The organism is Pseudomonas sp. IT-P253 (assembly GCF_949768125.1).
Classification (GTDB): Bacteria; Pseudomonadota; Gammaproteobacteria; order Pseudomonadales; family Pseudomonadaceae; genus Aquipseudomonas.
Genome location: NZ_CATKPT010000002.1, coordinates 76,678 through 99,132 on the forward strand (window position 1 = coordinate 76,678; position 22,455 = coordinate 99,132).

At 60.0% G+C, this 22,455-nt stretch carries 21 protein-coding genes and 1 pseudogene; 7 read left to right on the top strand and 15 right to left on the bottom strand.

What is annotated here, in order from left to right; all coding sequences use genetic code 11:
• Nucleotides 1–108: 108 nt before the first annotated feature.
• From ACM6IR_RS01065 to ACM6IR_RS01110, 10 genes are all read right to left on the bottom strand, one after another.
• Nucleotides 109–534, bottom strand: a complete 426-nt coding sequence (locus ACM6IR_RS01065) for an acyl-CoA thioesterase (protein ID WP_414905977.1) — start codon at nucleotides 532–534, stop codon at nucleotides 109–111.
• Nucleotides 527–2,071 carry an HAL/PAL/TAL family ammonia-lyase gene (locus tag ACM6IR_RS01070; RefSeq protein WP_414905978.1) on the bottom strand — a complete coding sequence of 515 codons (1,545 nt, stop codon included), beginning with the start codon at nucleotides 2,069–2,071 and terminating at the stop codon, nucleotides 527–529. Before ACM6IR_RS01070 ends, ACM6IR_RS01065 begins: the two co-directional genes overlap by 8 nt.
• On the bottom strand, nucleotides 2,052–2,999 hold the full coding sequence (locus tag ACM6IR_RS01075) for a glycosyl transferase (RefSeq protein ID WP_414905979.1): 948 nt from the start codon (nucleotides 2,997–2,999) through the stop codon (nucleotides 2,052–2,054). Before ACM6IR_RS01075 ends, ACM6IR_RS01070 begins: the two co-directional genes overlap by 20 nt.
• A complete protein-coding gene (locus ACM6IR_RS01080; protein ID WP_414905980.1) occupies nucleotides 2,996–3,730 on the bottom strand; it encodes a glycosyltransferase family 2 protein in 735 nt (244 codons plus the stop codon). The genes ACM6IR_RS01075 and ACM6IR_RS01080 overlap by 4 nt, the downstream gene beginning before the upstream one ends.
• A gap of 164 nt (nucleotides 3,731–3,894) precedes the next feature.
• Nucleotides 3,895–5,574, bottom strand: coding sequence for an AMP-binding protein (locus tag ACM6IR_RS01085; protein WP_414905981.1), 1,680 nt, complete (start codon nucleotides 5,572–5,574; stop codon nucleotides 3,895–3,897).
• On the bottom strand, nucleotides 5,571–6,116 hold the full coding sequence (locus tag ACM6IR_RS01090; protein ID WP_414905982.1) for a hypothetical protein: 546 nt from the start codon (nucleotides 6,114–6,116) through the stop codon (nucleotides 5,571–5,573). Before ACM6IR_RS01090 ends, ACM6IR_RS01085 begins: the two co-directional genes overlap by 4 nt.
• Nucleotides 6,113–6,367 carry an acyl carrier protein gene (locus tag ACM6IR_RS01095; RefSeq protein WP_008025124.1) on the bottom strand — a complete coding sequence of 85 codons (255 nt, stop codon included), beginning with the start codon at nucleotides 6,365–6,367 and terminating at the stop codon, nucleotides 6,113–6,115. Before ACM6IR_RS01095 ends, ACM6IR_RS01090 begins: the two co-directional genes overlap by 4 nt.
• A gap of 9 nt (nucleotides 6,368–6,376) precedes the next feature.
• On the bottom strand, nucleotides 6,377–6,637 hold the full coding sequence (locus tag ACM6IR_RS01100; protein WP_414905983.1) for a phosphopantetheine-binding protein: 261 nt from the start codon (nucleotides 6,635–6,637) through the stop codon (nucleotides 6,377–6,379).
• Nucleotides 6,618–7,427, bottom strand: coding sequence for a lysophospholipid acyltransferase family protein (locus tag ACM6IR_RS01105; RefSeq protein ID WP_414905984.1), 810 nt, complete (start codon nucleotides 7,425–7,427; stop codon nucleotides 6,618–6,620). Before ACM6IR_RS01105 ends, ACM6IR_RS01100 begins: the two co-directional genes overlap by 20 nt.
• The gene (locus ACM6IR_RS01110) at nucleotides 7,403–8,128 is read right to left on the bottom strand and encodes a beta-ketoacyl synthase chain length factor (protein ID WP_414905985.1); all 726 of its coding nucleotides are present in this window, start codon (nucleotides 8,126–8,128) and stop codon (nucleotides 7,403–7,405) included. Before ACM6IR_RS01110 ends, ACM6IR_RS01105 begins: the two co-directional genes overlap by 25 nt.
• A 354-nt stretch (nucleotides 8,129–8,482) precedes the next feature.
• On the opposite strand from ACM6IR_RS01110, the gene ACM6IR_RS01115 reads away from it, so the two are divergent.
• A complete protein-coding gene (locus ACM6IR_RS01115) occupies nucleotides 8,483–9,253 on the top strand; it encodes a ParA family protein (RefSeq protein ID WP_414905986.1) in 771 nt (256 codons plus the stop codon).
• Between the two features lie 130 nt (nucleotides 9,254–9,383).
• Here ACM6IR_RS01115 and trxC read toward each other — a convergent pair whose 3' ends face one another.
• Entirely contained in the window at nucleotides 9,384–9,818 is a 435-nt protein-coding gene (trxC, locus tag ACM6IR_RS01120) for a thioredoxin TrxC (RefSeq protein ID WP_414905987.1), read from the bottom strand.
• A 269-nt stretch (nucleotides 9,819–10,087) separates the two neighbouring features.
• Between trxC and ACM6IR_RS01125 the strand changes: the two genes are divergently transcribed.
• Nucleotides 10,088–10,357 carry an AbrB/MazE/SpoVT family DNA-binding domain-containing protein gene (locus ACM6IR_RS01125; protein WP_414905988.1) on the top strand — a complete coding sequence of 90 codons (270 nt, stop codon included), beginning with the start codon at nucleotides 10,088–10,090 and terminating at the stop codon, nucleotides 10,355–10,357.
• Nucleotides 10,357–10,719, top strand: coding sequence for a type II toxin-antitoxin system PemK/MazF family toxin (locus ACM6IR_RS01130; RefSeq protein WP_201115216.1), 363 nt, complete (start codon nucleotides 10,357–10,359; stop codon nucleotides 10,717–10,719). Before ACM6IR_RS01125 ends, ACM6IR_RS01130 begins: the two co-directional genes overlap by 1 nt.
• Nucleotides 10,720–10,725: 6 nt before the next feature.
• Here ACM6IR_RS01130 and selO read toward each other — a convergent pair whose 3' ends face one another.
• The 3 genes from selO to ACM6IR_RS01145 are packed head-to-tail and all read right to left on the bottom strand — an operon-like array spanning nucleotide 10,726 to nucleotide 17,365.
• The gene (gene selO, locus ACM6IR_RS01135) at nucleotides 10,726–12,189 is read right to left on the bottom strand and encodes a protein adenylyltransferase SelO (protein ID WP_414905989.1); all 1,464 of its coding nucleotides are present in this window, start codon (nucleotides 12,187–12,189) and stop codon (nucleotides 10,726–10,728) included.
• A 48-nt stretch (nucleotides 12,190–12,237) separates the two neighbouring features.
• A complete protein-coding gene (gene mscK, locus ACM6IR_RS01140) occupies nucleotides 12,238–15,588 on the bottom strand; it encodes a mechanosensitive channel MscK (protein ID WP_414905990.1) in 3,351 nt (1,116 codons plus the stop codon).
• A 34-nt stretch (nucleotides 15,589–15,622) separates the two neighbouring features.
• Nucleotides 15,623–17,365 carry a potassium/proton antiporter gene (locus tag ACM6IR_RS01145; protein ID WP_414905991.1) on the bottom strand — a complete coding sequence of 581 codons (1,743 nt, stop codon included), beginning with the start codon at nucleotides 17,363–17,365 and terminating at the stop codon, nucleotides 15,623–15,625.
• Between the two features lie 431 nt (nucleotides 17,366–17,796).
• Between ACM6IR_RS01145 and ACM6IR_RS01150 the strand changes: the two genes are divergently transcribed.
• From ACM6IR_RS01150 to ACM6IR_RS01165, 4 genes and pseudogenes are all read left to right on the top strand, one after another.
• Nucleotides 17,797–18,027 (top strand): hypothetical protein, encoded by a 231-nt coding sequence (locus ACM6IR_RS01150; RefSeq protein WP_054053207.1) that lies wholly within the window; start codon nucleotides 17,797–17,799, stop codon nucleotides 18,025–18,027.
• Complete coding sequence (locus tag ACM6IR_RS01155; RefSeq protein ID WP_414905992.1) at nucleotides 18,024–18,326, top strand: cell division protein ZapA; 303 nt, start codon at nucleotides 18,024–18,026, stop codon at nucleotides 18,324–18,326. The genes ACM6IR_RS01150 and ACM6IR_RS01155 overlap by 4 nt, the downstream gene beginning before the upstream one ends.
• Nucleotides 18,327–18,471: 145 nt before the next feature.
• Nucleotides 18,472–19,515 (top strand): annotated as a pseudogene (locus ACM6IR_RS01160) (cache domain-containing protein); the annotation flags it as partial.
• A 132-nt stretch (nucleotides 19,516–19,647) separates the two neighbouring features.
• Nucleotides 19,648–20,379 (top strand): methyl-accepting chemotaxis protein, encoded by a 732-nt coding sequence (locus ACM6IR_RS01165; RefSeq protein WP_414906028.1) that lies wholly within the window; start codon nucleotides 19,648–19,650, stop codon nucleotides 20,377–20,379.
• 117 nt (nucleotides 20,380–20,496) lie between these two features.
• Here ACM6IR_RS01165 and ACM6IR_RS01170 read toward each other — a convergent pair whose 3' ends face one another.
• The gene (locus ACM6IR_RS01170; RefSeq protein WP_414905993.1) at nucleotides 20,497–22,299 is read right to left on the bottom strand and encodes an acyl-CoA dehydrogenase; all 1,803 of its coding nucleotides are present in this window, start codon (nucleotides 22,297–22,299) and stop codon (nucleotides 20,497–20,499) included.
• Between the last annotated feature and the right edge of the window lie 156 nt (nucleotides 22,300–22,455).

Here is a 22,455-nt window from a genome sequence, read left to right on the forward strand (position 1 = left end):
GAAGCCGTCGTAAAGCCTGCGCTTGTGGTGCATCAGGCGAAACGCGGGGCGACTGCTGCGCAGTCGAACGCAGGCTTCGCCAGCTGCTACAGAGGGTCATCAGCGGGTTCATGCCAGAATCCTTTCAACGGCGTCAGTGAAGACTTTCGGCGAGGCCAGCTGCATTTCGCGGTTGCTCATGTCGACAGCGACTTGCACGGAACTGGCGCGGGTCAGGCGTTCGCCGGTCTGCAGATCGCTGATCAGGTAACTGATTTTCAGACGGTTCTCCCACTCCACCAGATTCGCTCGCACATTCAGCTTCTGGCCGAATACGGCACCGCGTACGTAGCGCAGTTGCAGGTCGATCACCGGCCAGGCATAACCCGACTCGACCATCGCAGTGTAGTTATGGCCGATCTTGTCCAGCAATGCGCAGCGAGCGACTTCCAGGTATTTAATGTAATGGCCGTGCCAGACGACGTTCATGGTGTCGACGTCGAAGAACGGCACGAGGATTTCCGTATCGGTATGAAGCACTCCCTTGCTACGCATGCAGCCTCCAGTGTTGTTCGGCGATACGTTTCAGGCACAAGCGCAATTCGCCTTCCAGCGCGCGGTCTTCGATGACCGGCGGGAAGTCCCTGGCCAGTTCTTCATGCATGGCGGCGAGGGCCGGTGGCAATGGGCGCGCGTCTTCGGCCTTGCTGCGCAGCCACACGCCTTGGTTGGCGGCGAGCAGCGTGGCGGCGGCGACCTGTTCGGTCAGCTCCAGCACGCGGATCGCATCGCGGGCGGCGATGGTGCCCATGCTCACTTTGTCCTGGTTGTGGCATTCGGTGGAGCGCGAGAACACGCTGGCCGGCATGGTGTTTTTCAGTGCTTCGGCGGTCCAGGCGCTGGTGCCGATCTGCACGGCCTTGAAGCCGTGGTTGAGCATCGCGCGATCAGCGGTGGCGCCGGACAAGTTGCTCGGCAAACCATGGTTGTAACGCTCGTCCACCAGCAGCGCGAGTTGGCGGTCCAGCAGGTCGGCGACATTGGCCACCAGGTTTTTCAGGCTGTCCATGGCGAACGCGATGTGGCCGCCGTAGAAGTGGCCGCCGTGCAGGACGCGTTCGGCTTCGGCATCGATGATCGGGTTGTCATTGGCGCTGTTCAACTCGATCTCGATGAACGAGCGCAGCCAGTTCAGGCTGTCGGCCAAAACCCCGAGGACGTGCGGCGCGCAACGCAGGGAATAGCGGTCTTGCAGGCGATGCAGCGGCGCGGTCGGTGCGTCGATCGCCAGATCCTTGCGCAGCCACGCGGCGACTTGCATCTGCCCTGGATGCGGTTTTGCGGCGAACAGGCGCTCGTCGAAGTGTTCCGGATTGCCTTGCAGCGCGACCACGTTCAGCGCGGTAATGCGGGTGGCCAGTTGCAGCAGATAATCGGCGCGGGCGTAGGCCAGGCAGGCGAGGCCGGTCATGACGGCGGTGCCGTTCATCAGCGCCAGGGCTTCTTTGGGGCGCAGCACCAACGGCTGCCAACCGAGTTCACGGTGCACGTCGGCAGCCTGTCGGCGTTCGCCACGGAACATCACTTCGCGCTCGCCGGACAGGGTCGCGGCCACATAGGACAACGGCGTCAAGTCACCGCTGGCACCCACCGAACCTTCTTCCGGGATCAGCGGCAGGATGTCGTGTTCGAGGAAGGCCTGCAGGCGCTCCAGCAGTTCTATACGGACCCCGGAAACGCCGTGGCACAGCGACTGCAAACGCGCCGCGAGTACTGCGCGGGTGGCTTGTGCGTCGAGCAGTTTGCCCAGCCCGCAGCCGTGAAACGTGTACAGGTGACGGGGCAGCGCTTCGACATGATGCAACGGCACCGCAACCACGCAGGAATCGCCGTAACCGGTGGTCACGCCATAAATCACGCCTTCCTTGTCCAATAGGGAATCGAGGAATCGCGCGCCCTTGGCAATGCGCTCGCGGTACGCGGGATCGCTCTGCAACAGCGTCGGCACCTGACGGTTGGCCAGGGCCAGCACGTCTTCAATGCGCAAAGGGAGTTCGCCGAAGGTTACCGGCTCAAGCGTTGGCGTCGTCATCGGTCTTCCAGAAAGGGTAAAAGTTGAACCATTGTTGAGGTGCTTCGAGGCAATAGTGACTCAAGCGTTCGGCGTAGCGCGAAGCCCACTGATGAATGACCTGCTCGCGGTCACTGCGCTTCCACACCACAGCCTCGGTGAACGGTTCGAGGGTCAGTCGATAATCGCCTGTCGGCTTCTTCAAGCACAGCAGCAGATTGACCTTGCACTTCAGCAAACCGGCCAGCAGCCACGGCCCCTGCGGGAACGCGGCTTGATGGCCGAGGAAGTCCACGGTCACGCTACGCCCGCCATGCAGCGGTACGCGGTCACCGGCAATCGCCAGCCATTCGCCGCGTTCCAGGCGTTCATGCAGTTGCAGCATGATCAGCGGGTCCAGCTCGCTGACCTGAATCAGCCGCAGATTGGTCGCCCCGGCTTCACCCAGCAAGCGGTTGAACTGCTCGGCGTGCTTGGTGTGCACCAGCACATTCATTGTCACCTTTTCGCCGATCTCTGCCAGCGCGCGGCAGACTTCGAGATTGCCCAGGTGCGCGCCCACCAGCATCTGCCCCCGCGTGCCGCGCAGCTGATTGCGCAGTAAGGCCGAGTCGATGATTTCAATCTGCTCGATGCTCAACTTGCCGTTCCACACGTCGAGCTTGTCGAGCATGGAGTCGGCAAAGGCCATGAACTGACCGAACACCCGCCAATGGGTCGGGCGCAAGTCGCTGCGACCGCTCCAGTCCGCGAGGCGCTGCTGGTATTGCCAGGCGCTGTGGCGGGCGCTGCGCCCGAACAGGAAAAAGTACAGGACGATGCCGTACAACAGCGGGCTCAACAGCCTGCGACCGAGTACTTTGGCGCCGAATGCGGTGAGCTTCATCAGCCAGAAACTGCCGCGCTCCTGACGGTCGGCCCAGTGTTCTTTGTCGGCGTTGAGGCTCATGCTCGCCACCGCCGCCAGAGAATCATCGGGGCCCGCAGCAACATGCCGAAGAACAGCCGGGTGTGCATGCTCGAAATCAGTACGTTGTCGTAGAACATCCGGAAATGTGAAACACCATCCAGAGGGTAGTGGACCTTGACGGGCAGCCACTGCATCGGCAGGTTGCGCCAGGCCAGTCGCACCAGAATGTCCGAGTCGAAGTCCATGCGTTTACCGATCCTGGCCGAGTCAATCAGCGCCAGGGTCGGGGGCAATGGATAGATGCGGAAGCCGCACATGGAATCGCGAATCTGCAATGAAAGCGTGTTGATCCAGACCATGACGTGCGTCAGGTAACGGGCGTACAAACGACCTTTCGGCACACTGGCGTCGTATTGCGGATAACCGCAAATCACTGCTCGCGGATGGGTACGTGAGAGTTCAATGAAGGTCGCGACATCATGCAGGTCGTGCTGGCCGTCGGCGTCCACCTGCAAGGCATGGCTGAAGCCCAGGCGCGAGGCTTCGCGAAAACCGGTCATGACCGCGCCGCCCTTGCCCTGGTTGGCAGTGAGCCGGATCAAGTAAACCATTTCGCGTTGGGCCAGATCGTCGAGCACTTTTGCGCAGGCGGGGCTGCTGGCATCGTCCACCAAAATGCACGGCAGGCCATTCGCAGTCAGCGCATCGACCACGGCGGTGATCGCGGTTTCGTGGTTGTAGACGGGGACAATGGCGCAGGGGTTATGCATGTTGGGTTGCGCCTCGCCCCTGTAGCAGCTGGCGAAGCCTGCGTCCGGCCGCGAAGCGGTCGTCATCCGGTAGTGGGGGGACGTTCAGAATAACCGGGCTGTTCCAGATGCGAGCGCTTCGCGCTCGGACGCAGCCTTCGGCAGCTGCTACAGGAGATCTCAACTTACCCACAGGCAGCCTCCAGCAAAATCCGCCCACTGGAGCAGGTGGCGATTTCATTGCGATAGGTGAAATACAGCTTGCCGCGTACCGGGTCGAAGCGCAGGTGCAACTGGATTTCATCGCCCGGGCGCACCAATTGCTGGAATTTCAGCACTTCCATGCCGGCGAATTTCTTGGGCAGGTCCATCAATTGCTGGCCGAGGTTCAGCGCCCACTCCACCTGTACCACACCGGGCAATACCGGCGCCTTGGGGAAGTGGCCGCTGAAGTAGGCAAGGTCTGGCGGCACCGCCAGTTGCAGGCTCCACTCGCCGTCGACTTCGACCTGTTCCAGCACTTGCGGTGCCTTGGGGCGGGGCGCCAGAAGCAGCGCATCAACGTCGGCCTGGGGCAACTTGCCCTGAGGCGTCAGCGGCAGTTGCCGCAGCAGGCGCCAGCGTCGTGGCAGCGCCAGGGTTTCGCAATGCTGGCTCAGATGTTGACGCAACGCTTGCGTAAGGTTGGGTCGACCCTGATTGCGCAAGGCATGCAAACCCGCCTCGCTCAGCACCAGCAACGCCCCCAGTGAAGCGCGGTTTTCCTGAACCACCCCGAGACGCGCTTCAGCGACCCAGTCGTGGTCCATCAGCGCCTTTTCCAGCATCGGTAATGAAATACGTTTCTCTTCCAGTTTGACGATCCGGTCCAGTCGTCCGAGCAGTTCGAAACGGCCGTCTACGGCTATCCGCGCAGCGTCGGCGGTGTGTTCGATATGGCCCGGCGGCAAGTACGGCGACGCGATGAGCAGTGCGCCATCGCTGTCCTGGCTCAATTTGATACCCGCAAAGGGCTGCCAGAGGTCGTGACCCTGACGCCAGGCAATGCCACCGGTTTCCGAGCTGCCGAGAATTTCCGTCGGCCATTGTTGCAGTCGTTCGCACAAGCGTTGTGCAGCCTCGACCGGCAACGCGCCACCCGATGAAAACACCCGGCGCACCGCGCTCAAGGCCGGCCAGTCGAGGTTGTCGCCCATACGTTTAAGTAACGCCGGGCTGGCAACCCAGGCAAACGCCGGATGTTCGCGGCTGGCACGCTGCAAGTCTTCCGGGAAGGCCAGTTGCTTGCGCACAAACGTGCGCCCGGCACACAGCGGCCACAGCACCCGAAACAGCAGGCCGTAGATGTGCTGGGTGGCGACACTGCCAATCATGCACGCCGGGCCCAGATCAGCCCCCCAAAGTTGCTCCAATGCGTCGACTTCATTGGCCAGTTGGCGCAACGTTTTCTCGATTCGCTTGGGCTCACCGCTGGAGCCGGAAGTGCACAGGCTCAACGAGCAGAGGTCCAGGTCGAGTGCCGCGCCGGGGAGTGGCGGATGTCGGTAGTCGCTCAGGTGAGCGTCGTCAGCCTGAGCGGTCAGCCACAGGTCGACATCGCTCGACCAGCGCTGGCGAGTCTGGGGTTGCAGGTCGGCGGGTAACAGCACGCTAACCCCCGCGCGCCAGGCGCCAAACAGGGCAATCGCGAGATCGGCGGCATCGTCGAGGTGCACGGCAATGCGCCGCACCCCTTGGGCTTGCAGGCCGGCAGCCAGGCTCAAGGCCTGCTCGTAGAGCTGCGCGTGATTCAGCGTCGGTTCGGCCGTCACGGCACGCTCCGGTTGAGCCTTGAGCAACAATTGCTCAAGTTTTATCCAATTCATGGGTGGCCTCGTACCCTTTGTCGTATGAGCCATTCAATGGCAAACATCAGGCCGATCAATCCATAGGAGATCAGGCCGGTGTACAACATCCACCAACTCAGCGGCGCCCAAAGGGTCAGGGCGGCGGCGCACAAGCCGTTGCATAGAAAAAATACACTCCAGGCAATCGTGACCTGGCGGGTATAGCGAATGGCTTTGGCTGGCAAATGGGGTTCACGCAGACGGGCCAGGCGTTCCACCATCGGCGGGCCGTATTTCAGGCTCAACCCGAACAGCATCAGCATGAAGCCGCTGATCAGCACCGGATACCAGCGCAGGAGGGCCGGGCTGTCGAATACTGCAAGCAACAGGCAAAACACGATGGCGACAACGGCCATCCACAGGCTCCCTGGTCGCCGCACGCCCGTCAACGCGCGCGCCAGCCACAGGCTGCCCAGCAGCAAGCCGAACTGCCACGGTGCGAAATGCTCCATGCCGAAATACACCGCAAAGGGGTACAGCAGGCCCGCCAGCAGCAGACCAAGGCCAATCAGCCGGCTCATGCGGCCGGTTGAACCAGACGGTAGACCGCCTCGACCACGTCGCTGACGGTACGCACCGATTTGAATTCTTCGGCGGCGATTTTTTTGCCGGTCTGGCGTTTGATGTGATCGATCAGGTCGACCGCGTCGATGCTGTCGATTTCCAGGTCTTGATACAGGTTGGAGTCAAGGCTGACACGCTCGGGATCCAGCTCGAAGAGTTCCACCAGAGCATCGCGCAGGGTGTTGAAAATGTCGTCACGAGTTTGCATGGTCCGGTCTCAAGCTGCCTGTTTTGCAGTGACGAACGCCGCAAGGCTCGCCACGTTTTTGAAGTGATCACGGGTGTCCTTGGCGTCGGCGTCGATTTTGATGCCGTACTTTTTCTGGATCGCCAGGCCGAGCTCCAGCGCGTCTACCGAGTCCAGGCCCAGGCCTTCACCGAACAGCGTCTGGTCATCGCCGATGTCGTCGGCGTTGATGTCTTCAAGACCCAGGGCCTCGATGATTAACAGTTTTATTTCACGGTGCAGTTCGCTCATCTTCGGCGAGCTCCTTAATAAAGTAGTGATGCAAATAATCGTTGAGCTTGCGCGAGGCTTGAGGCGCAGGGCCTTGCGTGGCGAAGGTCTGTGGGTCTATATCGGCCCCGACACGGAAACTGAAGTGCACGCGACGTTTTGGGATCCGATACCAGGGTTCTGCCTTGGTTAATGTGGTGGGGCTGACCTTGATAATGACCGGGGTGAGGATTTTCGCACCCCGCAGGGCGATCGCCGCTGCCCCCCGATGAAAGGCCGGCGCCTTGCCTGGGGCAGTGCGAGTCCCTTCGGGAAAGATGATCAAGGTCTGACCGCTTTTCAGCGCGTCGGCCGCATTGTCGAGCATGTCCATGCTGCCGTCATTGCTGATGTATTCGGTGCAGTGAAGCGGGCCACGGGTAAAGGGGTTCTCCCAGAGGCTTTTCTTGACCACGCAATTGGCATGGCGTACCAGGCCGATCAGGAAAACCACATCTATCAGCGAGGGGTGATTGGCGATGATCATCTGACCCGGTCGGCCGAGGTTCTCCGCGCCCTGAATGTCGTAGGTCAGCACCCCGGTACGCGCCATGAACCGGACAAAAAACCAGAACAGACGAGCAACCGTATGTCGCGCTCGCTGCCGATGCGTCTGGGCATTGCCCGGCAGGCAGCTCAACAGCGGAAAAAACACCAGGCGCAGGCTCAGGCAGCCCAACCCGAACAGGGTGAAGCTTGCGGCGGTCGCCAGCAGGCGCCAGTAGTAGGCGTCGCGGTTTTTTTCAGTTACAGGTTGCGTTGCCAGGTCCATACACGATTTTTCCAGGCATGTTGGCAGGTGGTCTGCTGGTCGAGCAGGGTACGCACTAGATCCAGTGCATGGGGCCAGTGGGTTTTGGACAACTCATTCGGGGCGCTGTTCAGCGACAACTGCCAGTCGTTACCGGGGGTCAGCAGCAGGCCGACCGCGTAAGGGAATGGCACATCGTCGATCCAGGTCGAATAGGCCTCGGGCGGCTGCTCTTCGGTGACCACCACCAGCACCGCGGGTGCGCCTTCCTCAAGGAGAGTGCAGGCCTCTAGCATGCCCTGTTCAAGGCCATCCCCCGCGGCGGCGAGGGCAGTCATTTCGCTGGTTTCACCGCGCATGATCGACCATAGGCCAATAATCGCATTGTGCACCGACAGGCTGAACTGGGTCGGCGATAACGGCTGATCGGTGGCCAAATCACGGAGAATGTCGAAGGTGCGCGGTGTTTCGCCGTGGCGCGAAATAAAGACCAACGGCAGGTCGTGGCGACCTTCGGCCAATGGCCAGCCAACACTGAACGCCATCCGCGCCAGACGGCTGAGTCGTCGGCGCTGCATGGCCGGCAAAAACGAGACATCCGGCGCTGCATCGCTGCTCGCAAGCACGACCGGTTGTCGACTCCAGGCCTGCCAGTCGTCCACGCTTTCGAGCCCCGGGGCCCACGCGCGCCATTGGGCGATGTTGAAGTTGATCACAGACATTCATCCCGCCCCTGCGGGGCTTTCTTGACGCGGTGAGTCCAAAGATAGCGACAGACCGTACGTGACGCAAAACGCCGAGTGGCGCGCATTATCCCGGTGCGGCGGACCTGTAGCAAATGCTGGTTACATTTTGCTCAGTCAAATGTACCGGTTGGTTCGGCTGAAGCTGTCGGCTGACCATTATCCACATTGTAATCGCCCTGTCTGTCGGCGCTGTTAGCAATCAGTCCGTGAGTATTCGGCTTTTTCATCCTGATCCAGCGATTGACTGTGTAGTCCTTGTGCCGACGAGGTAGCAAAGCGAGGCCGTGGACTACTACACTCGGTCATTCTTTGATACATGGAGGTTTTGACATGCGGCGCGTGGTGTTCAATCAAAAAGGTGGTGTAGGCAAATCCAGCATTGCCTGCAATCTGGCGGCGGTCAGCGCCAGCGAGGGTTATCGCACCCTGTTGGTGGATCTCGATGCCCAGGCCAACTCCACTCAGTACCTGACAGGTTTGACCGGTGATGACATTCCGATGGGCATTGCCGATTTCTTCAAGCAAACGCTGTCTTCCGGACCGTTCTCCAAAAAAAACCAGGTCGATATCTACGAAACCCCGTTCGACAACCTCCACCTGATTACGGCGACCGCCGAGCTGGCCGATTTGCAGCCCAAGCTTGAGGCCAAACACAAGATCAACAAGCTGCGCAAACTGCTCGATGAGTTGTCCGAAGACTACGACCGAATTTACCTCGACACCCCGCCAGCGTTGAACTTCTACGCCGTATCGGCGTTGATTGCTGCCGATCGGGTACTGATTCCTTTTGATTGCGACAGTTTTTCCCGGCAGGCGCTTTACGGCCTGCTGGCGGAAATCGAAGAATTAAAGGAAGACCACAACGAAGGGCTGGAAGTTGAAGGCATCGTCGTCAACCAGTTCCAGAGCCGCGCCAGCCTGCCCCAGCAAATCCTCGACGAACTGATCGCCGAAGGTCTGCCGGTGCTGTCTGTGTATTTGGGCAGCTCAGTGCGCATGCGTGAGTCCCACCAGGCCAACACACCGCTGATCCACCTGGACCCGCGACATAAGCTGACGCTGCAATTCGTCGAGCTGCACAACCTTCTCGAAAACGCCTGATCCCGGCGGACATCCATGATCCATGTAGGAGCGAGCTTGCTCGCGAAGGACGTTAACGATACGGCGTTTTTCCTGAGTAAACGCGTTGCTCTTAAGTTCTTCGCGAGCAAGCTCGCTCCTACGGACAGATTCAGATCCCTTGGCTGCGCAACCAGCTCATCAACTGCGGCAACGGGAAGGCCCCGCTCTGGCGTGCCACTTCCTGGCCGTTCTTGAACAGAATCAGACTCGGAATCGAGCGAATTCCCAATTGCGCCGATAATTGCTGGTTCGCCTCGCTGTCCAGCTTGGCCAACCGACACTTGCCCGCCAACTGCCCGGCTGCCTGCTCAAACACGGGGGCAAACGATTTGCACGGCCCACACCACTGCGCCCACACATCCACCAGCAACGGCAGATCGCCCTTGATCTGACTGGCGTAATCGCCTTGCTTCAATTCGAACGGTTTGTTCAGCAATACCTCGGCCTTGCAGCGACCGCATTTCGGATGGTCGTTGAGACGCTCGGCGGGGATGCGGTTGAGGCCGTTGCATTGAGGGCAGGGGATGAGGAGTGGGTCGGTCATGGTCGGTCTCTGATTGAAGGGCTGTCTATGGCACTGATCTGGAGTCGAAACAAATCTTTATCAAGTATTCAAAGGCCAATGCTGGGTAACGGCTGTCGCAAACGCACACATTTCTCAAGCGTTCGATCCGGCGCCTATAGCTACGCTGGAGGCAACTTCAACAACTTTTGATTTTTATGAGGGGGTCGCTTTTGCTTTCAGCTGCGTGCTACTTTTGTTGCACTTGTCGAGAAGTCGATATCGATCAATTGTCGGATAGGAGTTATCCCATGTCCGTGACTTCCAAAATCCGCCGTCAAGGGGGGGCTGCGGTGATTACGCTCCCGCCTACCTTGCTCAAGCTCCTTCATTTGGAAGTGGGGGCACAGTTAGAACTGAATGTGGTCGATGGCGAGTTGATAGCCCGGCCCGTCATGCCCGCTCCTCACAAACGTTACAGCCTTGCGCAGTTACTTGAAGGATCCGAAGCAATGGTTGAACTGAACGCGCAGACCGCATCTGCACGTGAAGGCGACCCGGTTGGCCGGGAGTTGGGTTGATGGTTCGTCGGCAGGCCCCGCAGCGGGGCGATGTCTATTGGATTGATCCGAACCCGGTTGCGGGCCGAGAGATGATGAACCGGCATCGCTTCGTGGTGATAACCCCAAGGGAAATCAACGCCCTGGGCGTCAGTATGACTGTGCCTGTGACCAGTGGCGGGAGCTTCAGTCGAAACTCTGGACTGGCGGTTATCGTCTCCGGTCACGAAACGAACGGCATCGCCGTGTGCAATCAGGTGCGCAGTTTTGACATTGAACAACGTGTCCATGATGGCTCGGCCAGGTTCATTGAGCGGCTGGATGACGTCACGATGGCTGACATCGTCGCTCGAGTCGTCAGTGCCATCGATCCTCTGGATTGACGAGCCTCACGACGAACAACTGATCTCCAGGTGCTTGCCCCACTCCGGCGGACGCTCGGCATAACCCTCCATCCCCGGCTGCTCCTCGAACGGATTGCTCAGCACTGCGTGCAGTCGGCGAACCTCCGAATAGTCGCCCCTTCCTGCGGCGTCGATAGCTTTCTGCGCCAGGTAGTTGCGCAGGATGTACAGCGGATTGACCGCGTGCATCCGTTTGCGGCGCTGCGCCTGATCAGCGTCGCCTTCGCGAGCAACCCGGGCGACGTAGCGTTCGCCCCAGGCATCGAAGCCCTTGATGTCGACAAAGTCGTCACGCAACCGGGCAACGGCGAGGTCGGCTGACTCATCGCCCAAACGGCGGAAGAACAGGCTGTAGTCGACGCCGCTGTTCTGCATCAATTGCAGCAGCTGTTCCAGCAGTGTCTGGTCATCCTCTTCGGCGATGGTGAGACCGAGGCGGCGGCGCATCAGGTCCAGGTAATGAGCCTGATACAGCGGCAGGTACAGGCCGAGGGCTTCGCGCAGGGCTTCGACGCTGATGAAGGGCGTCAGGGCCTGGGCCAGCGCGCTGAGGTTCCACTGGCCGATCGGCACCTGGTTGCTGAAGGAATAGCGGCCCTGATCATCAGAGTGATTGCAGATGAAGTGGGCGTCGAAGTCGTCGAGGAAGGCGAACGGGCCGAAGTCGAAGGTGATGCCGAGGATCGACATATTGTCGGTGTTCATGACGCCGTGGCAGAAGCCGTAAGCCTGCCACTTGGCGATCAGTTCGGCGTTGCGCTCGACGATTTCACGGAACATGGCCAGGTACGGTTCCGGCTGTTCCAGGCATTGCGGGAAATGCATCGCCAGCACGTGTTCGCCGAGTTCTTTCTGCTTCTCGGGTCGTTTGGTGTAGTAGAAATATTCGAAATGGCCGAAGCGCACATGGCTCGGCGCCAGGCGCAGGACCATGGCTGCGCGCTCCTGTTTCTCGCGCCAGACCGCGGTGTCGGAGCCGATCACGCACAGCGCGCGGGTGGTCGGGATATTCAGGGCGTTCAGCGCTTCGGAAGCGAGAAACTCGCGGATTGAGGAGCGCAGTACAGCCCGTCCGTCACCCATGCGTGAAAAGGGTGTCTGACCAGCGCCCTTGAGGTGCAGGTCCCAATGTTCGCCCGCTTCGTTGTAGACCTCGCCCAGCAACAAGCCGCGGCCGTCGCCGAGCTGCGGGTTGTAGGAACCGAACTGATGACCGGAATAAACCATCGCCCGAGGCACGGCGTCGGCCCAGAGTTTGTGGCCGCTGAACAACTCGGCGAACGCCGGAGTTTCGGCCTCGGCCGGGTCCAGGTCCAGCAATGCCATGGCGGCAGGGCTGGCCACCACCAGGCGCGGGTTATCGATGGGCTCCGGTAGCACGTGGACAGAAAACGTATCGCCCAGGCGGGCAAAGCGATTATCGAAGGTCAGTTCGTCGAGGGCTTTCACCGGCCATCTCCAGCAGAATGTCCGAGCATTCTGCTAGGGATAGGGCGGTTAGTCGAGCTCGGTGGCCGGCGGCTCTTGCAGCGGTTTGTCTTCTGCTGGCGGCACAATGGTTTTGGTTTCCGGCTCGACCGGCACCATTCTGTATTCCTGGCCTTGAAGGTTCTTGAGGTAGACCTCCATCTGCCGGAACGAGATGTTGATGTGCTGCTTCTTGAACTCACGGTTGATGAAGCGGTTGACCTCATCGAGCACCGGGTTGCGGTCCCCGAGGTCGCGCACGTGCATGCGCAACTCGTGGTCGAGCGTGCTTTCGCCAAAGTTCAGGAAGTACACATGAGGTTCCGGGTCTTTCAACACCCGCGGGTTATCGCGGGCCGCTTTGAGCAGGAGCTCTTTCACCAGGTCCAGGTCTGAACCGTAATCGACGCCGAGCTTGAGGGTCACTCGGGTGATCGTGTCGGTCAGGGACCAGTTGATCAGTTGCCCGGTGATGAACGTCTTGTTCGGGACAATGATGTCCTTGCGGTCGAAGTCGGTGATGGTGGTGGCACGGATGCGGATCTTGCTGACCGTACCCGAGAGGTTGCCGATGGTAATGGTGTCGCCAATCCGTACCGGGCGTTCGAACAGGATCATGATGCCGGAGATGAAGTTGGCGAAAATTTCCTGCATCCCGAAGCCGAGGCCGACCGACAGCGCCGCGACCAGCCATTGCAACTTGTCCCAGCTCACGCCGAGGGTCGACAGGGTCGAGACAAAACCGACACCGGCAATCACGTAGGACAGCAACGTGGTAGTGGCGTAGGAGCTGCCCTGAGCCAGGTTCAGCTTCGACAACACCAACACCTCCAGCAGTCCCGGCAAGTTGCGTGCGAGGGCGAAGGTGATGCCGATGATGATCAGCGCGCCGAGCAGGTCGCGGAGACTGATCGGCACCATGCTCATGTTGGCGCCGGTGCCACTGGTGTATTCGTAGAGGGTGACGTTGTCCAGGTACGAGAACACTGAAATCAGGTCCGACCAGACCCAATACAGTGCGGCCATGAAACCGCCCAGCAGCGCCAGTCGGATCAGGCGCAACGACTGCTCGTTGACCTTCTCGATGTCCAGGGTCGGCTCTTCGATGACCGCTTCGCCATCGCCGGCTTCTTTCGCCGCCTGGCGTTTGGTCAGGGCGCGCTGGTAGGCCAGGCGTCGGGCCGCAACGGAGAGGCCGCGCACGAAGGTCGCTTCGATGACCAGCCAGAACATCAGCAGGTACAGGGTGTTGATCAACCGGTCGCTGAGCTTCAGCGCGGTGTAGTAGTAGCCGAAGCACACCGCCACGAACAACGCGACGGGCAGGATCGTGAACATGACCCCGACGGCCTTGCGGAACAGTGAAGCGTTTTCGTGAGCCGGGCTGCTGACGAGCAGGCGGCTGAGCAGCCAGGCCATCAAGGCGTAGCAGGTCAGTACGACGGGCATGCCCAAAATATCATCGGCCAGCACCGCTGGTTGCAGCTCGGCAACCGCCACCACGGTGACCAACGCCATGACCACTAAACCGAGCCGACGAACCCAGCCTTGAAGGAATTCGACCTGAGGTTTTTCCCAACGGAAGTGCAGTTCGGCCACGCCGCCCGGCGCGAGGATTCGGTAAGCGGTGTAGAACACCAGCCAGGCCTGGGCCATTTGCAGCAGCGCCGCGCCCATGTTGGCGTTCTGTCCGCGAGCGTCGATCTGCAAGGCCAGGCCGCACAACGCCAGACCCAGCGAAACCGGCATGGCCAGCAGAATATTGATCAGAATCGCCTGTGGCGTGTGCAACTGGCTGTCACGCTTGAAATGGCCGATGTCCTTGTGAACCTTGTTCAGGCGGGCATACAGGCTTTTTCGCCGCCACAACAGCGCGCCGATCAGCAGGACCAACGGCAGAAACAGCAGTGGCCGTTGAATCAGGCCATCGGTCAATTCGCTGAGGCTAGAGGCCCATGGCAGGGTAGTGACCTGACGTTGCAGGCGTTCCGGTATGCCACGCATCCACTCAACGTCCAGTGGTTTGTTGCTGGGAATCCAGAACATCTGCTCATCGAGCGTAGCCCTGAGACTTTGCGCGGTGCTGAGCAATTGCTTCTGATTGAGTTGCAGAGTGATGGATTCATTGAGTACCGAGCTCAGTTCGCGGTTCAGCCGCTCCAGCAGGTCGACGCGGGTGGTGGCCAGCTCCAGCAGGCTCTTGCGCAGCTGCGGGGTGACTTGCTCCGGTGGTTGGGTCGCCAGCAGATTGTCGACATAGGTTGACGGGCTGCTGAGCAGTTCTCGTTGTTGGCCGACTTCAAACTGATACAAGCGAATGTCGGCGATCTGATCGGCCAGATTGCGGTCGAGTTTGATGTGCGGCAACAGCTGTTTCTGTTTGTAGAGAATCTTGGAGAGCAGCAGGCTGCCCCTGAGCACGTTGATCTGCTCGTCCAGGGCGGAATCGCTTTGGGTCACGCTGTCCAGCTGCTGCTTGGTCTGCAGGTTTTGCTGGGTGACGACGTTGAGGCGGTCCGTGCTTTTGAGCAGGTAGTCGGAAAGCTTAAGGTTGGCTGCGCTTTCGGTGGCCAGCAGGCTGCTGCCGCCGGACTTTTGCGCTTCAATGGACTGCTGCGTCACGGTCTCTTGAGACTGAGCGAGGCGCTTCTGGTTGATCAGGTTTTGCAGTTCCTGAATCTCTTGATCCAGACGGTCGGATTTCTCCGAGAGCAGGTCATGCTGGCTGTTGCCCAGGTCCTGCAGTTGGCTGTTGCCGGCCAGTTCCTGGCGACGTAGCGGGATTAAGGCGTTCAGCGCGGCAAGCTCGGCATTCAGTTGGTCGCGCTGCTCGCCGCTCAAGGTCTTGCCGTTGTCCTTGCCGGACTTGAGGATGTTGTTGATCTGCTGGATGCGGGTCTGGCTGGTGGAAATTTCAGCCTGAGCGCGCTCGGGTCGAGTCTGGGCAGTAATCACCAGGCTGTTGGCATCGCCCAACGCTTTCTGCAGATCACTCTGCTGGGTGGAGCGCTCGGTGAGCATTTGCTCCAGTTGCTGGATCGACAGGTTGGCGAAGCGTTGCTCCATGGGCACCACTTTGGTGGCCTTGAGGCGCGTCAGCTCCCGCTGGTTTTCGACGTTCTGCTTGGGCGCGGTGGCCAGTTGCTGCTTGAGATCCGCCAGCTTCTGTTCGTAATCACGCGCGTTGTTGAGCTGGGTGAGCGTGTTTTGCAGGATGGCTTGCAGCGTTTTCTGATCGGCCTCCGGCAGTTTGCGCGAAGCGATCTTGTCCAGGCTTGCTTGCACGGCTTCGCTGGTCGGCGGTTCGGCCGCTTGCAGGGTACCGACGGAGAGGCTCAAGCCCAGTAGGGCCATGATGAAAAAGGTGCGCAGGGTTGACATAGGGACCGATCGAAAACGAGACGAAGAATGGAGTTTAGAGGAACAAGCCGGGACCCGGGCGAGTTCCTTCGGGGAATCTGACGCCCACTTTGCCGATCTTGTTCCCTTCCATGGCCGCGACAGTCCAGATGGTGTTGTTCCATTCCACCTGGTCACCGACGACGGGCGCACCGCCCACTTTATGAGCAATGAAGTGGCCCAGGGACATGTCTGGATCGATGTCTTCGACTTTCAACCCGTACAGCGCCGCAACTGCGGCCAGCTGGGCGTCTCCTTCGAGCACGAAGTCGCCGAAGAAACGCAAATCGAGGCCCCGTTGTGGTGCCTGGCTGAAGAGTTTTCCGAGCGCCGGAAGGTTATGTTCGTGGCCGATGACACACAGCAAGTCGTCAACTTCGAGCACCGTACTACCCGACGGATGGAGCAGTTGCTGGCGGCGAAACAGGGCTGCGATCCGCGTGCCTTCGGGCATTTTTAGTTCGCGAAGGGGCGAGCCGATGCACCATTTCTCGGCACCGAGGCGGTACACGAACAGCTCCCACTCGCTGGTGACGTGAACTTCCAGCGCGGCACGAGAGATCGGTGCCGGTTCCGGTGGAACGGTCACCTTCAGCAGTTTGGCCACCCACGGCAGGCTCGTGCCCTGCACCAGCAGCGACACCAGCACAATAAAGAAGGCGAGGTTGAAGTACAGCTGAGCGTTGGGCAGGCCGGCCATCAGCGGGAACACCGCCAGAATGATCGGTACCGCACCGCGTAATCCGACCCAGGAGATAAAGGCTTTCTCGCGACCATGGAACGCCTTGAACGGCAGCAGACCGACCATCACCGACAGTGGTCTGGCAAACAGAATCATCCACAGCGCCAGCCCCAGCGCCGGCAGCGCAATCGGCAGCAGGTCGTGGGGCGTGACCAGCAGCCCCAGCACCAGGAACATCCCGATCTGCGCCAGCCAGGCCATGCCGTCGAGCATGTGCAAAATACCATGGCGGCTGCGCACCGGACGGTTGCCGATCACCAGGCCGCACAGGTAAACAGCGAGGAAACCGCTGCCGTGCAAGGCGTTGGTCAGGGCGAAGACGACGAGGCCGCCGGCGATCACCAGAATCGGGTACAGGCCGTTGGCCAGATTGATGCGATTGACCAGTTGCAACATGACCCAGCCACCGCCGAGGCCGATGACAGCCCCGATACCGAACTCACGCACGAAATGCGTGAGCAGGCTCCAATGCAGGCCGGTCTGGCCGCTGGCGAGCATGTCGATCAGGGTGACGGTGAGAAACACCGCCATCGGGTCGTTGCTACCCGACTCGATCTCAAGGCTGGCGGTGACCCGTTCGTTCAGGCCTTTGCCGCCCAGCAGCGAGAACACCGCCGCGGCATCCGTGGAACCAACGATGGCGCCGATCAGCAGGCCTTGAATGATGTTCAGGTTGAACAACCAGGCGGCGACCATGCCCGTCAGCGCAGTGGTGATCAGCACCCCGACGGTGGCCAGCGAGAGTGCGGGCCACAACGCCACGCGGAAACTCGCCACCCGGGTGCGCAAGCCGCCGTCGAGCAGGATGACGGCCAGTGCAAGGTTGCCGACCAGATAAGCAGTTGGGTAGTTATCGAAGATAATGCCGGCGCCGTCGACACCGGCGGTCATGCCCACGGCCAGGATGATGACCAGAATCGGGATGCCGAGGCGGGACGAAAGTGAGCTCACCAGAATGCTCGCACCTACCAGCAACGCGCCGATCAAGAACAGGCTGTTGATGGTCGTTGCATTCAAAGGCAGTACTCCAGAAAGCTGAAAGACGGGCGCAAACTGACCATGCAGTCTGCGTGCCAGCGATTCTAACCTGTTGAAATGTGATGCTGTCAAAAAAGGTTTTAAGTCAGCGCAGACCCCGTGTAGGAGCGAGCTTGCTCGCGAAGAATCCAAGGACGACGCGCTGAACCAGGCAGCACGCGTTATCGTTGACGTCCATCGCGAGCAAGCTCGCTCCTGCAGGGGGGGCAGGATAAACCGCCCGACCCTGATGTTCAGGTCCAGTGCCAACCAGACGAAGTGCAGGAACCAGATCCGTCTGTCACAGTCTTTAAAGATCGCGAGAAAGGTCGCCCGCCAGGAAAATCAAGGCTTTGAGCCCGATTAACCCTGGCATCCATGGTGACTTTTCTTTATCGTACGCGCCCCTTGAAAATGCTTGGAAAATCAAAATGTTGGAAGCATCCCTAAGCCAATTGGAACAGCTGGTCAGCGACCTGGTGCAACAGAACCAGAGCCTGCTCGGCACCAACCAAACCCTGAGCGCAGAACTGGCCCAGGCCAAGGATGAAAACGAAAGCCTGCAATTGAGCCTGATGGAGCAGGAAGAGAAGCAAGGTGCAACGGCCGCACGCATCCAGGCCCTGGTTGAGCGCGTCAGCGCCGGCCCGGTCAGCGCATGAATCATGGCGCCGCAGGGGTAAAAGTCGTCTCGATCCTGGGGGAGGACTATTCGATCAAGGCGCCGGCCGGGGAAGAGCAAACCCTGCTGGACGCCGCGTTAATGTTGAAGGCCGCTCTGGCTGACACCAAACGAAAGTACCCGACGCTGATCGGTGACCGCTTGCTGGTGTTGGCGGCCATGAATCTGTGCTCGCAGCAGATCGAAATGCAAAAGCAGCACAAGCTCGAACTCGACCGTTACCAAGAGCAAGTCAGCGCCACGGTTGAAGTGATCTCCAAGACGATCAATCAGGCCTGATCGATTTTGCGCACAACCAAAGAATAAGTTGTCGTTTGTGTTGTATACAATCGGCACGACTGTTGCAGTGTTTCAGTCTCTTATTCTTTGGGGGTGTTCCATGCAGTTCTGGCGACGCAGTATTCAATGGCAGTTGATCCTGAGTATGGGGTCCGCACTGCTGGTCAGTATTCTGATCGTGGTTGGCATTTATACCCTCGTGGTCAACCGTCTCGCCCAGAGCTATCTGGTCGAGCAAGCGCTGCCATCGAGCATCGAAGCGATGCGCAACGACATCGAACGAATCCTGGTTCAACCCCTCACCGCCGCCAAGGACATCGCCAGCAATAGCATGGTGCGCGACTGGGTGGCCGGGGGTGAAGACAGTAGCCGGACCGACGCCTTTGTGACCTATCTGGAAGGCATTCGCGCGGAACACAAAGCCTTCACCGCACTGATTATCGGCGCGGCTTCAAACCACTATTTCACTGAAAAAGGCCTGGACCGGACCCTCAGCCGTTCCAATCCGAAGGACGCCTGGTTCTATTCATTTCTGGACAGCGACAAGTCCAAGACCCTCAATATCGACAATGACACTGCGACCGGAGAATTGGCGCTGTTCATCGACCTTAAAGTCGAGCAGGCCGGCAAAGTCGTGGGTGTTGCAGGCCTTGGCCTGAGCATGAAAGAGCTGTCGGAGCTGATCCACAACTTCAACTTCGGTGAGCGCGGCAAGGTCTATCTCGTGCGTGCCGATGGTTTGATCCAGGTTCATCCCGAAGCGCAATTTAGCGGCAAACGTACCTTGGCCGAACAAATCGGCACGTTAGCGGCGCAAGCGGTCATGGGTCAACTCTCTACCTCCACGGCGTCCGCCACCAGCAGCCGCTTTATGCGCGATGGTGAAGATTATCTGGCATTGAGCCTGCCGCTACGGGATCTGGGCTGGACGCTGGTGGCGGAAGTGCCGCAATCGCAGATCTACGCCGAAGCGCGGCGCGCCATGTGGATGAGCAGCGGTATCGGCCTGGCCGTGGCGCTGGTGTGCCTTCTGCTGGTGGTATGGCTGGCCCGTGGATTGGTTCGCCCGATTCGTCAGGTAACAGCGGCATTGGTGGCTATCGGTAGCGGTGGGGGAGATTTGACCCACAGGTTAGATTCCAGTCGCGCCGATGAGCTCGGCGACCTGGCGCGCGGCTTCAATCGGTTTCTGGACAGTCAGCGCGACATGATCGGCGAAGTACTGACCACCAGCGAGCGCTTGCGCACTGCGGTCGGCCAGGTGGCGCGCGTGGTGGACAACACCGCTGAGCGCTCCGGGCGTCAGCAGGAAATGACTGACATGGTCGCCACCGCGGTTCATGAAATGGGCCTGACCGTGCAGGAAATCGCCCAGAATGCCGGCAACGCGGCGCTCGCCTCGCAAAACGCTCGTGACGAAGCACTGCAGGCCCGCGAGGTGGTGGGCGGGTCGATCCGTCACATCGAAAGCATGTCCGATGAAATCGGCATCGCCGCCAATGCGGTGGGCGATTTGGCCAATCAGGTGGCGTCCATCGATCAGGTGTTGGCGGTGATTCGCGGGATTTCCGAGCAGACCAACTTGCTGGCGCTGAATGCGGCTATTGAAGCCGCTCGGGCTGGGGACATGGGGCGTGGTTTTGCAGTGGTGGCCGATGAAGTGCGAACACTGGCGCGTCGGACGCAAGCGTCGACCGATGAGATTCAGCAGATGATCGGCAGCCTCAAGCAGGGCGCGGAGAATGCGGTGTCGTCGATGCATTCAGGGCAGGCGGCGACCGGTACTGGCGTTGAGTCGAGTCAGCGCACCGGGGCGTCGTTGACGGCAATTACCGGGCAGGTCGAGCGCATCAGTGACATGAACCATCAAGTGGCGACGGCGACGGAAGAGCAGTCGGCAGTGACCGAAGAGATCAATCGCAACGTGCAGGGGATTTCTGATTTGGCCCGGGCGACGGCCGGAGAAGTCAGGGCCTGTCGTGAAGATTGCCAGACTTTGCGGCGCCTGGCGGATGATTTGGCGCGGCAGATGGGTGGCTTCAAGTTGAGCTAATAAATGTATTGCCTGCGCTGACGCCATCACGAGCAAGCTCGCTCCCACATTGGAATGCGGTCAACTGTGGGAGCGAGCTTGCTCGCGAATGGTTTCAGCAGCACCAAAGATTCCGGATCAAAACCACTCATCCCGCATCCCAAGGCACACATCATCCCGCGCCTCAAGAATCGCCAGCTCATGGTGGCAACCTGGCACTTCCCACGTCAGAAAATACCGCGCCGCCTGCATCTTGCCTTTATAGAAGCTCACATCCGCCGCATTCCCTTTGGCCAACCCTTCCTCGGCACGAATCGCCTGCTCCAGCCAGCGCCAGCCAATCACCGTGTGTCCAAACACTTTCAGGTACAACGCCGAGTTGGCCAGGCTACTGTTGACCTTGCCTTGGGCCAGGTCGGTCAGCAGGCCGATGGTTACCGTTTGCAGGCGCGCCACCAATTTTTCCAGCGGCTCACGTAGCGGTGTCAGCGATTCATACACCTGCGCACGCTCGGCGGTACCCGCGATCAAGCGAATCAGCTGCTTGAGCCCGGCCCCACCGTTTTGCGCCAGCTTTCGCCCCAGCAAGTCCAGCGATTGAATACCATGAGTCCCTTCATGAATCGGGTTCAGGCGGTTGTCGCGGTAATACTGTTCCACCGGGTACTCACGGGTATAACCGTGCCCGCCAAGAATCTGGATCGCCAGTTCGTTGGCCTTCAGGCAGAACTCCGACGGCCAGGATTTGACGATCGGCGTCAGCAAATCCAGCAGCTCATGCGCCTGCTTGCGCTCGGATTCGGACTCAAGCGTCGTGGTGTCATCGAACAGTCGTGCCGCGTACAGCCCGAGGTCGAACGAGCCTTCGACGTAGGCTTTCTGAGTCAGCAACATGCGTTTCACGTCAGCATGCTCAATGATTGCCACTGGTGCGGTGTTCGGGTCTTTGCTGTCCGGCACGCGACCCTGCGGGCGCTCGCGTGCGTACTCCAGGGAGTACAGATAACCGGCGTAACCGAGCATTACCGCGCCCATGCCGACGCCGATCCGCGCTTCGTTCATCATCTGGAACATGTAGCTCAAGCCATGGTGTGGCTTGCCCACCAAATAGCCGACACACTCGCCGTTATCGCCGAAGTTCAGCGCGGTGGACGTGGTGCCGCGCCAGCCCATCTTGTGGAACAGGCCCGCCAGCACGACGTCGTTGCGTTGGCCGAGGCTGCCGTCATCGTTGACCAGAAACTTGGGCACGATAAACAGTGAAATGCCTTTCACCCCGGCCGGTGCATCCGGAAGTTTGGCCAGGACCATGTGCACGATGTTTTCCGACAGCGGGTGATCGCCGCCGGAGATGAATATCTTGTTGCCCTTGAGTCGATAAGTGCCGTCGGACGCTGGTTCGGCGCGGGTACGAATGTCCGACAGCGACGAGCCTGCATGCGGTTCCGTCAGAGCCATGGTGCCGAAAAAACGACCGTCAATCATCGGTTGCAGGAAGCGCTGCTTCTGTTCCTCGGTGCCGAAACTCTCGATCAGGTTCGCTGCACCCATGGTCAAAAACGGGTACGAGGTCGATGCGGCGTTGGCCGACTGGAAATGCGCGAAGCAGGCCTGCGACAGCAGTGTGGGCAGTTGCATGCCGCCAGCGTCGAAACTGCGCGCAGCGTTGAGGAAACCGGCTTCGAGGAAGGCATCCACCGCCGGTTTCACCTCTGGAATCAAAATCGCCTGACCGTCTTCGTAGCGCGGCTCGTTTTCGTCGCCCTTGCGGTTGTGCGGGGCGAAGAACTTCTCGGCAATGTTGCGCGCCGTGCCGATGGCGGCATCGAAGGTTTCGCGGTTGTGCTCGGCGAAACGCTCACGCTGGGTCAGGCCCTCGGCATCGAGGACTTCATACAGCTCGAAAGCCAGATTGCGGGAACTGAGCAACGTCTCGGACATGGCGGCCTACCTTTTATTGGGATGGGCCGAGTCTAGGCGGGGGGAGGGCGGGGTGAACAGGATGATTGATGAGCGTGATGGTGTGTTGCGGGCACCGCTAATCAAATGTGGGAGCGAGCCTGCTCGCGAAGAGGCCGTCAGTTTCAACATTGATGC

Coding starts and splice junctions, on each gene's coding strand:
- ACM6IR_RS01085 (WP_414905981.1), bottom strand. CDS start 5,574: ATGAATTGGATAAAACTTGAGCAATTGTTGCTCAAGGCTCAACCGGAG.
- ACM6IR_RS01125 (WP_414905988.1), top strand. CDS start 10,088: ATGTCCGTGACTTCCAAAATCCGCCGTCAAGGGGGGGCTGCGGTGATT.
- ACM6IR_RS01165 (WP_414906028.1), top strand. CDS start 19,648: ATGGTCGCCACCGCGGTTCATGAAATGGGCCTGACCGTGCAGGAAATC.
- mscK (WP_414905990.1), bottom strand. CDS start 15,588: ATGTCAACCCTGCGCACCTTTTTCATCATGGCCCTACTGGGCTTGAGC.
- ACM6IR_RS01090 (WP_414905982.1), bottom strand. CDS start 6,116: ATGAGCCGGCTGATTGGCCTTGGTCTGCTGCTGGCGGGCCTGCTGTAC.
- ACM6IR_RS01130 (WP_201115216.1), top strand. CDS start 10,357: ATGGTTCGTCGGCAGGCCCCGCAGCGGGGCGATGTCTATTGGATTGAT.
- ACM6IR_RS01155 (WP_414905992.1), top strand. CDS start 18,024: ATGAATCATGGCGCCGCAGGGGTAAAAGTCGTCTCGATCCTGGGGGAG.
- ACM6IR_RS01065 (WP_414905977.1), bottom strand. CDS start 534: ATGCGTAGCAAGGGAGTGCTTCATACCGATACGGAAATCCTCGTGCCG.
- ACM6IR_RS01150 (WP_054053207.1), top strand. CDS start 17,797: ATGTTGGAAGCATCCCTAAGCCAATTGGAACAGCTGGTCAGCGACCTG.
- ACM6IR_RS01095 (WP_008025124.1), bottom strand. CDS start 6,367: ATGCAAACTCGTGACGACATTTTCAACACCCTGCGCGATGCTCTGGTG.
- ACM6IR_RS01080 (WP_414905980.1), bottom strand. CDS start 3,730: ATGCATAACCCCTGCGCCATTGTCCCCGTCTACAACCACGAAACCGCG.
- ACM6IR_RS01105 (WP_414905984.1), bottom strand. CDS start 7,427: ATGGACCTGGCAACGCAACCTGTAACTGAAAAAAACCGCGACGCCTAC.
- ACM6IR_RS01170 (WP_414905993.1), bottom strand. CDS start 22,299: ATGTCCGAGACGTTGCTCAGTTCCCGCAATCTGGCTTTCGAGCTGTAT.
- ACM6IR_RS01070 (WP_414905978.1), bottom strand. CDS start 2,071: ATGACGACGCCAACGCTTGAGCCGGTAACCTTCGGCGAACTCCCTTTG.
- ACM6IR_RS01110 (WP_414905985.1), bottom strand. CDS start 8,128: ATGTCTGTGATCAACTTCAACATCGCCCAATGGCGCGCGTGGGCCCCG.
- ACM6IR_RS01115 (WP_414905986.1), top strand. CDS start 8,483: ATGCGGCGCGTGGTGTTCAATCAAAAAGGTGGTGTAGGCAAATCCAGC.
- trxC (WP_414905987.1), bottom strand. CDS start 9,818: ATGACCGACCCACTCCTCATCCCCTGCCCTCAATGCAACGGCCTCAAC.
- ACM6IR_RS01075 (WP_414905979.1), bottom strand. CDS start 2,999: ATGAGCCTCAACGCCGACAAAGAACACTGGGCCGACCGTCAGGAGCGC.
- ACM6IR_RS01100 (WP_414905983.1), bottom strand. CDS start 6,637: ATGAGCGAACTGCACCGTGAAATAAAACTGTTAATCATCGAGGCCCTG.